Origin of the sequence: Sphingobacterium sp. 18053, assembly GCF_902706145.1 — a bacterium.
Taxonomy (GTDB): domain Bacteria; phylum Bacteroidota; class Bacteroidia; order Sphingobacteriales; family Sphingobacteriaceae; genus Sphingobacterium; species Sphingobacterium paramultivorum.
The window spans coordinates 136,852-148,166 of the sequence record NZ_CACSJW010000010.1; the positions used below are offsets into that span (position 1 = coordinate 136,852).

Annotated in this window: 12 protein-coding genes and 1 riboswitch; of the genes, 8 read left to right on the forward strand and 4 right to left on the reverse strand. The window is 38.4% G+C overall.

What is annotated here, in order from left to right; all coding sequences use genetic code 11:
• Positions 1–37 precede the first annotated feature (37 nt).
• A riboswitch (SAM riboswitch) is annotated at positions 38–141 on the forward strand.
• A gap of 78 nt (positions 142–219) precedes the next feature.
• Positions 220–2,532 (forward strand): 5-methyltetrahydropteroyltriglutamate--homocysteine S-methyltransferase, encoded by a 2,313-nt coding sequence (metE, locus tag GVK91_RS22610; protein ID WP_159731409.1) that lies wholly within the window; start codon positions 220–222, stop codon positions 2,530–2,532.
• 100 nt (positions 2,533–2,632) lie between these two features.
• Here metE and GVK91_RS22615 read toward each other — a convergent pair whose 3' ends face one another.
• A complete protein-coding gene (locus tag GVK91_RS22615; RefSeq protein WP_153844914.1) occupies positions 2,633–3,163 on the reverse strand; it encodes a hypothetical protein in 531 nt (176 codons plus the stop codon).
• A gap of 422 nt (positions 3,164–3,585) precedes the next feature.
• Here GVK91_RS22615 and GVK91_RS22620 point away from each other — a divergent pair, with 422 nt between their 5' ends.
• Positions 3,586–4,176, forward strand: coding sequence for a helix-turn-helix domain-containing protein (locus GVK91_RS22620; protein ID WP_153844913.1), 591 nt, complete (start codon positions 3,586–3,588; stop codon positions 4,174–4,176).
• Positions 4,177–4,207: 31 nt separating this feature from the next.
• Here the strand turns inward: GVK91_RS22620 and GVK91_RS22625 are convergent, their stop codons facing one another.
• Complete coding sequence (locus GVK91_RS22625; protein ID WP_145327180.1) at positions 4,208–4,573, reverse strand: hypothetical protein; 366 nt, start codon at positions 4,571–4,573, stop codon at positions 4,208–4,210.
• Positions 4,574–4,747: 174 nt separating this feature from the next.
• Between GVK91_RS22625 and GVK91_RS22630 the strand changes: the two genes are divergently transcribed.
• Positions 4,748–5,143, forward strand: coding sequence for a single-stranded DNA-binding protein (locus GVK91_RS22630; protein WP_153844912.1), 396 nt, complete (start codon positions 4,748–4,750; stop codon positions 5,141–5,143).
• Between the two features lie 53 nt (positions 5,144–5,196).
• Here the strand turns inward: GVK91_RS22630 and GVK91_RS22635 are convergent, their stop codons facing one another.
• Both GVK91_RS22635 and GVK91_RS22640 read right to left on the reverse strand, forming a co-directional pair.
• Positions 5,197–5,604 (reverse strand): hypothetical protein, encoded by a 408-nt coding sequence (locus GVK91_RS22635; RefSeq protein ID WP_153844911.1) that lies wholly within the window; start codon positions 5,602–5,604, stop codon positions 5,197–5,199.
• A gap of 655 nt (positions 5,605–6,259) precedes the next feature.
• On the reverse strand, positions 6,260–6,979 hold the full coding sequence (locus tag GVK91_RS22640; protein ID WP_227550099.1) for a helix-turn-helix domain-containing protein: 720 nt from the start codon (positions 6,977–6,979) through the stop codon (positions 6,260–6,262).
• Between the two features lie 31 nt (positions 6,980–7,010).
• On the opposite strand from GVK91_RS22640, the gene GVK91_RS22645 reads away from it, so the two are divergent.
• The 5 genes from GVK91_RS22645 (at position 7,011) to GVK91_RS22665 (ending at position 11,268) form a co-directional block, all read left to right on the forward strand.
• Positions 7,011–7,400 carry a YbjN domain-containing protein gene (locus GVK91_RS22645; protein WP_046674974.1) on the forward strand — a complete coding sequence of 130 codons (390 nt, stop codon included), beginning with the start codon at positions 7,011–7,013 and terminating at the stop codon, positions 7,398–7,400.
• A 4-nt stretch (positions 7,401–7,404) separates the two neighbouring features.
• The gene (locus tag GVK91_RS22650) at positions 7,405–8,112 is read left to right on the forward strand and encodes a PspA/IM30 family protein (RefSeq protein ID WP_088160063.1); all 708 of its coding nucleotides are present in this window, start codon (positions 7,405–7,407) and stop codon (positions 8,110–8,112) included.
• Entirely contained in the window at positions 8,099–8,293 is a 195-nt protein-coding gene (locus tag GVK91_RS22655) for a DUF4177 domain-containing protein (protein WP_088160062.1), read from the forward strand. The genes GVK91_RS22650 and GVK91_RS22655 overlap by 14 nt, the downstream gene beginning before the upstream one ends.
• Positions 8,294–8,304: 11 nt before the next feature.
• Positions 8,305–9,030, forward strand: a complete 726-nt coding sequence (locus GVK91_RS22660) for an OB-fold-containig protein (protein WP_153844910.1) — start codon at positions 8,305–8,307, stop codon at positions 9,028–9,030.
• A gap of 120 nt (positions 9,031–9,150) precedes the next feature.
• Positions 9,151–11,268 (forward strand): flotillin family protein, encoded by a 2,118-nt coding sequence (locus GVK91_RS22665; protein ID WP_153844909.1) that lies wholly within the window; start codon positions 9,151–9,153, stop codon positions 11,266–11,268.
• Positions 11,269–11,315: the final 47 nt, after the last annotated feature.

Here is an 11,315-nt window from a genome sequence, read left to right on the forward strand (position 1 = left end):
AATTTGCATTTCAAAAAGAAATGTTCTAACTTAGCGTCGCTTATAGAGAAAGGCAGAGGGAATAGACCCGATGAAGCCTTAGCAACCTGTCCCTTGACAAGGTGCTAAATTCTACCCTACTTGATATGGGAATGATAAGCCGAAGTCACCGAATTCTAGTGTGTCCTTCTCTCTCTAGCAAGAAATATAGTTGAAAAAGAAATATTAAAAACATTCATTATGTTATTGACTAACAATTTAGGTTACCCTCGTGTGGGCGCGTTCCGCGAATTGAAAAAAGCCAATGAGGCCTATTGGGCTAAAAAATCTTCTGTTGAGGAATTATTGGACACCGCAAAAAAAATTCGTGAAGGCAATTGGAAAACACAAAAAGATGCTGGAATAGATTTGATCCCTTCCAATGATTTCTCTTTTTACGATCAAGTATTGGATTTAACCCTTACTGTTGGTGCAATTCCTGCTCGTTACCATTCTTTATTGAATAAAGTAGACAACAATTACAGCTTAGATCTATATTTTGCCATGGCGCGTGGTTTCCAACAAGAAGGAATCGACGTGACTGCAATGGAAATGACCAAGTGGTTGGATACCAACTACCACTATATGGTGCCAGAATTCACAAAAGATCAAGAATTCAAATTGACGTCCGAAAAATTCTTAAATGAATATAACGAAGCAAAATCATTGGGCATCGATACTAAACCAGTTCTACTAGGTCCTATCACTTACCTTTTGATCGGTAAAGAAAAAGAAGCTGGCTTCGACCGCATCGATTTATTGGATAAACTTGTTCCAGTATATGAGCAAATATTAGCTAAACTAGCTGAGGCTGGTGCCCAATATGTTCAGATTGACGAGCCTTTCTTAGCATTGGATTTAGATGCTAAAGTAAAAGCTTTATATCAACCTACTTTCGAAAAATTAGCTGCAGCAGCAAAAAATATCAAATTAATCGCGACTACTTACTTCGAAGCTTTAAAAGACAACGAAGATATCGCAGTTAACCTACCTATCCATGCTTTACATTTAGATCTGGTACGCGGTGAAAACCAATTGGATACGGTACTAGCTAAAGTTCCTGCTTCATTAACATTATCTTTGGGTATTGTTGAAGGCCGTAACATCTGGAAAAATGATTACGAAAAATCATTGGTTAAAATCAAACAGGCTGTTGATGCATTAGGAAAAGACCGTGTATGGGTAGCTCCTTCTTCATCATTGTTGCACGTTCCTTTTGACTTAGACAATGAGCACAATGAGCAATCGCTACCAGCTGAAGTAAAAAACTGGTTAGCATTTGCTAAACAAAAATTAGCTGAGGTAAAAGACTTAGCCGTACTAGCGGAAGGTGAAGTTGATGCTGAAACAGCAAAACGCTTCGAAGCTAACAAAGCTGCTGCTGAAAGTCGTCGTACTTCTCCATTGATCCACAAACCAGAGGTTAAAACACGTACAAGCAATATCACTGATAACGATGCAAAACGTACTTCAGCATTTGCTGACCGTAAAGCAGCGCAACAAGCGAAATTCAACTTGCCGGCATTCCCTACTACAACTATTGGTTCATTCCCACAAACGAAAGATGTTCGTAAATGGAGAGCAGACTTGAAAAAAGGTGCTATCACGCAGGCAGAATATGATAAAGCAATCGCAGAAGAAACTGAGAACACAATCCGTCTTCAAGAGCAATTAGATATCGACGTATTAGTACACGGCGAATTCGAACGTAACGACATGGTTGAATACTTCGGTGAACAATTGGCTGGTTACGCTTTCACACAAAACGGCTGGGTACAATCTTACGGTTCACGTTGTGTAAAACCTCCAATTATCTATGGTGATGTATACCGTCCTGAAGATATGACTGTCCGTTGGTCTTCATACGCGCAATCATTGACTAACCGTCCGGTTAAAGGTATGTTGACTGGTCCGGTTACTATCTTACAATGGTCTTTCGTACGTAACGATCAACCGCGTTCAACAACGACTTACCAAATTGCATTGGCGATCTTGGATGAAGTACAAGCGTTGGAAAAAGCAGGTATCAAAATCATACAAATCGATGAACCAGCTATCCGTGAAGGATTGCCGCTACGTAAAGCTGATCAAAAAGATTACTTGAACTGGGCAGTACGTGCTTTCCGTGTTTCTTCATCAAATGTAGAAGACGATACACAGATTCACACACACATGTGTTACTCTGAGTTCAATAATGTAATCGAAGATATCGCTGCAATGGATGCTGACGTCATCACGATTGAGACTTCACGTTCTCAAATGAAATTGTTGAATGCTTTCGCCGGTGATTTCAAATATCCAAATGATATTGGTCCAGGTGTCTATGACATTCACTCACCACGTGTTCCAAGCAAAGATGAGATGGTAGATCTATTGCGTAAAGCAAAAGCAGTAGTTCCAGCAGAACAGCTTTGGGTTAACCCTGACTGTGGTTTAAAAACTCGTGCTTGGCCAGAAACCAAAGCGGCTTTAGAGTCGATGGTTGAGGCTGCGAAAATCTTAAGAGCAGAATAATTCTTAAACTATATTGATAAAGCCCTAGATGAAATTTCATCTAGGGCTTCTTTATCGGACCTTGGTTCGAAACAAAAACTGTTATCGGGATAGTGTGAGACTATTTTCGGGTGTTCTTCTTTTCTTTCTTATTTTCCTTTTCTCTCCCGTTCTTAATTTCCTGTTTCCCTTTAATCCGATCTTCAATCGACTTCAGGCTTGACGAAAAATCAAGATCAACATTTTCAAGTTTTGCCATCTTTAACGCCTTCAATGCCTTTTTGTATTTTCTTAATTTTTCAAATAGAAGTGCTTTCTTGATCCAAATCCCTGTCAAGGGCATCGCCGGAAGTGTCAAAGCAAATTTAATCGTCTTTTTTGCAGCTTCATAATCCCCCATATCAATCAATGTCTGAATGAAATAAGGATATACTTCCAATGCCTGTACATTATGCACCAAAGCTTCCTGGAAATACCTTTTTGCCTGCTCATAGTCCAATAGCTGTTCGGCATGAACTCTTCCCATCAAACATAGCGCCATTGTATTAGACTCATCATAAGACAGTGCATAGGATAAGGATTCCATGGTCTCCTCCAAATACATAGGATAATTATCCAGTGCCTGAAGGACATATTTATTTACTGAATTCATAAAATTTTCTAAAACATAACATTCATATCCAGCTTTCACAATAACCTTGAAAGTAACTGGATTTTTAAAACTCCATAATAAGCTAAGCATATTGGAACAGTGGACCACCATTTAGAGAGCCAAGTTTTAGCCAATATCAACATAGGTTACTTAACGTATTAAGAAAGAAGATTAGGAAAGGGCCGTATTCCGAAGAATATTCCCGAGAATCTTCTCTGTGGACGAAGCGGGATTTTCTGATATTACAAACATATTCTTCCGTTTTTATTAATTACTCTATTAAATTGCAAAGATTCAAAATATTTACCAAATTCCCAAAAACTTTTGATTATTAATCCGTTATATCTTACAGCACGATATTGGCATATTATTGTCGCATCAATTTCGCTGAAATTCAACGACTATTTCCCCATCTTTGGACTATGGAAAGTCAATCAGCTAATCAATTAATCAAACTATCAAGAAAACGTAAGGGACTAACGCAGCAGGAACTCGCCGATCAGGCGGGTGTATCGCTAAGAACAGTGCAACGCATCGAAAAAGGCACTGAAGAAATCAGTGGATTTAGTCTCAAACAGATCAGTCAAATCTTGGAAATACCTTTAGAACAACTCATTATGCCAAATGTAAATCAAATCAGTATCGACAACAATCAAACAGGAAGTATTAAAGCGCTATATTTAGCATCGCTCACCTTTTTGGTCAATCCGTTATTAGGATTATTGGTCCCAGCAATTATGGGCTATACAAAGCAAAACAAAGACGCCTTATACAGTAAACACCTAAAAAAAATAATTGTAATACATGCTGTTGGACTATTTTTTCTCGGAAGTTTCATAGGCTATATTATTATTGCAGATTTTTTTAAGATTTCACTACCGTCTTTTTTAAGCGATATATTCAATAGCGCCTATTTTTTACTCATCCCAGTATGCTACTACATATTGATTCTAACCTTCACTATTTTTAATTATATCGCAATAAGGAAGGCCAAGCTCAGTTCTGCAAACTAAACCAATACTAATGAATCTGTTGCGATTAAAATCACAGTGGTTTCTTTTGAACGATCAATACCCAATCATTCTCCAGCAACAGATAGCCTGTTTCATAAATAAAGTTATAGGTCTGTCCCTTGTTATTGGAAAAAGTATGTGTATGAAACTTAAAATCAAATCCCAACCGCTTTAACTTTTCCCGTTGTATCTTGATCATACCCTCCCCACTCAACGCTTCCAATAAAATACGACGGTTTTTTCGTAGGATATTATTCACATTGCGCACCATATTGGTCTGGTCGCTATTTAATTTATTGTTATAGGCGTTCCGGCAAGCATCATCACAAAATCGCTTGTCAGAACGGCCATATATACCCTTGCCACATTCAAGGCAGACTTTCTCGACAGAACTCATAACGGAAGATTAAACGACAACAAACGGTTACAATCGACTATAGTCGAATACAAATGGTAAATAGACGACTATATTCTTTTCCCCGCCCCACCTTTGCTTAAGATCATTTGGCATCGATAGCCAATGACCGTCAACTAAAATAAGAATTATTAAAAACATTTAAAAATTAGACGCATGAGCACATTACGCAACAAAGTACAATTGGTTGGGCATTTAGGAAACGACCCATTAATCAAAACAACTTCCACCGGTACAAATTATTCCGTATTACGTCTCGCCACCAATGATCTTTTCAAGAACAAAGCCGGCGAGTGGGTTGAAGAAGTTCAATGGCATACACTCGTGGTTTGGGGTAATCAAAACAATACCATTGAAAAGAAATGCCAACGTGGAACCAAACTCATGGTTGAGGGCAAACTCACCTATCGTAATTATGAGAATGCAGATGGGGTAAAACAATATGTCACAGAAATTAAAGTAGATAATTTCATGGTTTTATCGGAGTCCAACGGTGCCAAAGAAGACAGCCCAAAACTTCCGGATGAAACTGAAGATGACCTCCCCTTCTAGTATGATCGACGAGGTAGATTTTTCAAGTCTCTACCTCGTCGATTGTTCCCAACTTATTTTGTTAGGCTTGCTGTCAACTCTCTTCCTAGGTTCTCAGCATAAGCCTTCCATAATTTGGCATCTTCCGGTGTAAACTTAGAAACAGCTTCAGTTTCTTTGGTCGCCCATTCCTGACGCTTGGACGCAAGCTCCTTGAGCTTAACAACATCGCCACTTTTAGCAACAGCGATAAATTCCTTGATATATTTTGTGTAATCCTCCGCCAATTTTTGTGTCTCAACAGAACTAAATTTAGGTATTGGCACTTCGCCGCCTCTATTTTCCAGCAGCGTTTTGGCCGTATCTTTTTTAATGTCAATAGCGGCAGTCGTATCTTTTACTTCAACTTTTTTAGTCGTGGAATTATTACAGGAAATAACAAAAAATCCAGCAATTAATGCTAATAAGGTTACTTTCTTCATCTATTTAAATTTAGTTTTTTATCCATGGTAATTTAGCCGTTTATGCATGTTGTACTGAAACTAAATAAATCACACTACTTTTAGCGGATCGACAAGTTCGTCACTATTTATCTTACTTATAACATTACCGATTTATAACATTACCGTCCTTGAGATTTATTCTTACCAATAAAAACCAACTCTCTGTTGATGATACATTATCCTATTATCCAGGTGTTGACTCCTGATCTTGGATCGAATCCTGCACAAATTTCCATTTTTATTGTGAGATAACAGTTTAGAATAATCTCTCATGAACCAAAGACGCGAATCAACAGCGCAAAAGTTTTACTTTATTATCGAACTAATTTAATTACAATGCCCGACTTCACAAAATTTTTTGTGGGCATTCACATCTGCAGACCTGATTTAGTAGTCTTCTTTTCTTGCCTGAAAGTCAGCATCAGATCAACCTCAAGACCGCTTTTCGTAGGGGTATTACATGGGGTTAACAGGGGGTTAACAGGGGTATAGCAGGGGTAAATCCCTGCAAACCCCTTGTTAACCCCCTGTAAGTAGAGTACAATAACACCATTAACCTAGAATATGGTAACAATATGTAAATACGCTCGATACCGGCAATACCAAATAAACAGCAGGAAAAAGTTCCACGCGATTAGATTCGCTCAAACTTGGCATACAATTTCCAGAAATATGCTTTCTCTCCCAAAGTGAAATCAATCTTCTTCCAGACATTTAAGGCTAAACTAATCTCCTTTTCCTGCAAACTGTATTTTCCAATAAAGAACTCTTCCTCGGAAAAATACAAACCAAAGGCATTATCCAAAGTATGTAAGCTCTGAACATCAACTTCTTCAAAAAACAAAATGGATTGAGGGCTAGCCAAAAAATCGCTCGGTACCGGAATAGGGTCAGCATATTCGATTGCGATGAGACGGTTCCTACTTTGCAAAGGAAATTCAATTATTGGAAGCTCATCTAATTTCGAAAAATGAGTACTCGCTTCAAAAATAGCATCCCGTTCCAGCAGCGGGATTTGTAACAATCTTTTACGTCCAATAATAGAAACATTTGGCTCAAAATAATCATTGAAATTAAGAATTTCATTGACAGATAGATTTTTTTCAATAAGATGCTGCACAGGAATGCCAAAATAATTTGCAATTTTAAGAACAATTTCAATTTTTGGTTCCGCACGCATTTCTTCGTAAGACGAAATATTACCTCTAGTAAGATTAAAAATATCCCCAAACGCCTGTTGACTCATTCCTTTCACTTTTCTTAGTTTCTTAATATTGTTCCCTACGTTACTCATTTTAAAAAAAATTGAATTTTTATTGCAAAATATTTTTGCATTTTTATTACCTTTATGCAAAGAATATGTGCAATATATAAAAAACTTGATTATGTACTTCTCAAAAATTGAAAATTATATCGCCAACATCGGTTACACCATTACCCATAAGGATACAAAAGAAGGAATCTTTGTCATCGAAAATGAAGACGACGGAATTCGTAACCTCATTGTAGGCATTGCCCAACCCATCCTGATTTTTGAGCAATACCTTTTTACAATCAGCAATGACACCATGGATATGTTCAAATCACTATTGATAAAAAATAGAGATATTATCCACGGCGGATTTGCGTTAACGGAAGATGGTACCAAAGTTATATTTCGGTATACGTTACAAATACATAATCTCGACCAGAACGAATTTGATGCAGCCATCAATTCGCTGAGTCTGTTGATGAGTGAATATTATAATCAGTTAATAAGTTTTTCAAAATTATAGAATAATGAATATTTTTAAGAGAATTTTCAGAATCGGTCAAGCAGAGATCCACGCAGTCGTGGACAAAATGGAAGACCCCATCAAAATGACGGAACAGGGTATCCGTGAGATGAAAGAGGACCTGGAACAATCGTTGGAAGCCTATGCTAAAGTGAAGGCCTTAGCCATACGTACCCAAAACAATTGTGAAAAGAAAAAAGAAGAAGCCAATGAATTTGAGAACAAAGCTATTCTATTACTCCAAAAGGCACAAAAGGGAGAGCTAACGGCAGAAAAGGCCGAAGGTCTGGCAAAGGAAGCGCTGTTACTGAAAAAACAGTTATTAATCGAAGCTAGTGAATTGGAGAAACAAGCCGTGATTCATCAAAGTTCAGCCGATGAGCTACACAAAAATGTAGACATTCTCAAATTCAATATATCGAAATGGGAAGGTGAACTCTCCACATTAAAGGCACGTGTAAAGGTCTCTAACGCAGCTAAAATGGTCAATCGGCAGCTCGCTAATATCGATTCCAATAGTACGATTTCCATGTTAGAACGTATGAAAGAGAAAGTCGAGGAAGACGAGGCACTAGCGAAGGCCTATGGCGAGATTGCACTAGGTAATAAAAGTAAAGTTGATGAGATTAACGAGACCATCGGCGGGTCTGAAGCCGTCAACAACGAATTAGAAGAACTAAAAAGAAAATTAAATAGTGATGAAAAGATTTGAGTATAAAACGCTAAAAATTGAACCTAAGGGTTTCTGGGGAACAAAGTTGGATCCCGAAAAAATTGATGAAATCTTAAATGATCTTGGAAATCAAGGCTGGGAACTGGTAACCATGCAGGACCTTGAGGTCAATGGCAGTTCCTGGTCGTTCCATTACACATTCAAAAGGGAGAAAATTTAAACAATAACACGATGACAGAACTAATCAATATCTTATTCAATCCATTATCCAATGGAATTATGACAGTCTTAACTGGCATGTCTGTAGTGTATTGGTTATTTATGTTTCTGATGGGTGATGGAGTACATCTCTTTGATGCCGATGCAGATATAGACCTCCATCCCACACCTGATGTCACGGACGTTGATGGATCACATGATATCGCAACTGAGGGGGGCGACCATGCTCACCATCATCATACGGATACGGACGCTAATACAGAACCTGGTTTCTTTGCAAAAGCAATGGATTACATCAATGTTGGCAAAGTACCCATCATGCTTATTGTAACACTATTCAAATTTATAGGCTGGATAATTACCATTATTTCTTCGCTCTTTATCGACGTTGCTTCATGGGGAATAAAGTCTGTATTAATCCTAATCCCCGTTTTCATTGTTACATTTATATTAATGCATTTTCTGACCAAACCCTTAGCTAAAATGTTTAAAACTATAGGTTACAATGGCGAAGAAAGTCACGATTTTCTTGGTCGCATGGGTAAAATGAGAGCCAGTATTGAAGGCAAGAAAATAGGTTCTGCCGAATTTATCATCCAACAGGATCCTATTCGCCTCAATGTTGTCAGCCACAATGGGGAGAAAATAGGCTACGGAGACGATGTCATTATTGTTGACGAATCCAAGGACAAGAAATATTATTATGTGACCAAAGAAATCACGATAGACAATATTTAATGAAAAAAGAATAAAAGAAAAGAATCGACACCTAAACAACTGTCCTAAAAGAACGGATATTTATTCTTTTAAATCCTAATCGTAAACCCAAATATTAAAATCTAAATAAATACAAATCATATGCTATATCAACCTCTTTTATTTTTAAGTGGCTTAAACGGAATTATACTTTTAATTGTCGGATTGGCTGTCTTTTTAATTTTTGCATTCTTTGTTGTATTGAGTGCATTCTATAAGAAAATTCCACAAGGGAAAGCAATTGTCCGAACTGGTGTTGGTGGTACAAAGGTAGCATTCAACAAAGGAATGTATGTTGTACCTGTATTTCACAAGATGGAGATCATGGACATCTCTATCAAAAAAATTGAGATCGCCCGTATGCAAGGTGAGGGTTTGATCTGCAAGGACAATATTCGTGCAGATATCAAAGTTGCTTTCTTTGTTCGCGTCAATAAAAGTGTAGATGATGTGATCAATGTTGCCCAAAATTTAGGTTGCGACCGTGCAAGTGAGCCGGAAACATTAAAAAGCATTTTTGAATCTAAATTCTCCGAGGCCTTAAAAACAGTCGGTAAGAAATTTGATTTCATCGAATTGTATGAAGCGCGTCGGGAGTTTCGCGACGAAATTTTGGATATCATCGGAACAGACCTGAACGGTTATATTCTAGATGACTGTGCAATCGACTATCTTGAGCAGACAGATATTGAGCATCTCAATCCAAACAATATCTTAGACAGTGAGGGCATTAAAAAAATAACGGAGCTAACGGCGAAGCAAAATATCAATGCCAATTTTATCCGTCGTGACGAAGAGAAGTTGATCAGAAAGCAAAACGTGGAAGCTCGTGAAGCGATTTTGGAACTTGATCGTCAACTTGCTGAAAAAGAAGAAAAGCAAAAACGTGAAATTGATAACATCAAGGCCCGCGAAGAAGCAGAAATAGCAAAGGTCCGTGAAGAAGAGCGCTTAAAATATGAAAGTGTCCGTATTTCTACCGAAGAGCAGCTGGCAGTACAGGAAGAAAATAAGCTGCGTCAGATCATCATTGCTGAGAAAAACAAGCAGCGCACGGATGCTGTGGAAGCAGAACGCGTAGAGAAAGACCGTGCTTTGGAACAAACTGAACGTGAACGCATTGTTACCTTGGCCCAAATCGACAAAGAACGCTCAATCGAGACTGAAAAGAAAAGTATCCAAGGTGTTATCAAGGAACGCGTACAATTGGAGAAAGGTGTTATTGAAGAGCAACAAGGCGTCAAAGACATCGAAGTATTCCGTGAAGTAGAACGAAAGAAACAAGCTGGTGTTATCGCTGCATCACAAGAAGCAGAAGAAAAATTAATATCCACTGTTAAGGCAGCCGAAGCTGCAAAAATTGCTGCAGAGCAGGAAGCGGAGAAAAAAGTAATCGACGCAGAGGCGGCTCGTAAAATTGCCGAAAAGCGTGCTCAGGAATTATTGATAGATGCTGAAGCGAAAAAAGAGGCATCACTGAAGGAAGCCGAAAGTCGTAAAATTATTGCTGAAGCACAAGCCAAAGAAGAAGCCGCGCTTGGCTTATCCGAAGCTGAAGTGATGGTTGCAAAAGCCGAAGCCGAAGAAAAACAAGGTACCGTTGAAGCTAATGTGATCGAGAAGAAAGCGGAAGCGATGCGTAAAGAGGGCTTAGCACAAGCGGAAGTTGTGCGTGAGAAAGCGCTTGCTGAAGCAAAAGGTATCGAAGAGAAAGCAGAGGCGATGAAGAAATTGGATGGTGTGGGCAGAGATCACGAAGAGTTCAAATTGCAATTGCAAAAAGAACGTGATATTGAACTCGCACACATCAATATCCAAAAAGACATTGCTCAAGCACAAGCTGGCGTATTGTCGGAAGCACTTAAAACGGCAAAAATCGACATCGTTGGGGGTGAAACGATGTTCTTTGAGAATATCGTCCGTCAAGTTTCCAATTCCAAAGGTTTTGACCATCTGATCGACAACTCCAAACATGCGACCGATATCAAAAATTCCCTGATAGGTCCAGATGGACAAGGAGACCTTGCAGAGAAGGTGCGTGGATTAGCCGATAAATATGGAATTTCCACAAACGATATAAAGAACCTCACAGTTTCAGCAGCATTGATAAAACTTCAACAAGCGGCGACTGACGCTGAAAATGGCGAAGACACCGGTTTTATCAATTCTTTGTTCGGGTTAGCAAAAAACTTAGGCATATCCAATAAAAAGCTGTCTTAGTTAATACCTACTCCATTATTGCCTGCAGATGAATGCTATTTATCACT

What these genes read in the sequence shown, in the direction of transcription:
- GVK91_RS22660 (WP_153844910.1), top strand. Translation starts at nt 8,305, where the DNA reads ATGACAGAACTAATCAATATCTTATTCAATCCATTATCCAATGGAATT.
- GVK91_RS22620 (WP_153844913.1), top strand. Translation starts at nt 3,586, where the DNA reads ATGGAAAGTCAATCAGCTAATCAATTAATCAAACTATCAAGAAAACGT.
- GVK91_RS22665 (WP_153844909.1), top strand. Translation starts at nt 9,151, where the DNA reads ATGCTATATCAACCTCTTTTATTTTTAAGTGGCTTAAACGGAATTATA.
- GVK91_RS22615 (WP_153844914.1), bottom strand. Translation starts at nt 3,163, where the DNA reads ATGAATTCAGTAAATAAATATGTCCTTCAGGCACTGGATAATTATCCT.
- GVK91_RS22655 (WP_088160062.1), top strand. Translation starts at nt 8,099, where the DNA reads ATGAAAAGATTTGAGTATAAAACGCTAAAAATTGAACCTAAGGGTTTC.
- GVK91_RS22650 (WP_088160063.1), top strand. Translation starts at nt 7,405, where the DNA reads ATGAATATTTTTAAGAGAATTTTCAGAATCGGTCAAGCAGAGATCCAC.
- metE (WP_159731409.1), top strand. Translation starts at nt 220, where the DNA reads ATGTTATTGACTAACAATTTAGGTTACCCTCGTGTGGGCGCGTTCCGC.
- GVK91_RS22625 (WP_145327180.1), bottom strand. Translation starts at nt 4,573, where the DNA reads ATGAGTTCTGTCGAGAAAGTCTGCCTTGAATGTGGCAAGGGTATATAT.
- GVK91_RS22645 (WP_046674974.1), top strand. Translation starts at nt 7,011, where the DNA reads ATGTACTTCTCAAAAATTGAAAATTATATCGCCAACATCGGTTACACC.
- GVK91_RS22630 (WP_153844912.1), top strand. Translation starts at nt 4,748, where the DNA reads ATGAGCACATTACGCAACAAAGTACAATTGGTTGGGCATTTAGGAAAC.
- GVK91_RS22635 (WP_153844911.1), bottom strand. Translation starts at nt 5,604, where the DNA reads ATGAAGAAAGTAACCTTATTAGCATTAATTGCTGGATTTTTTGTTATT.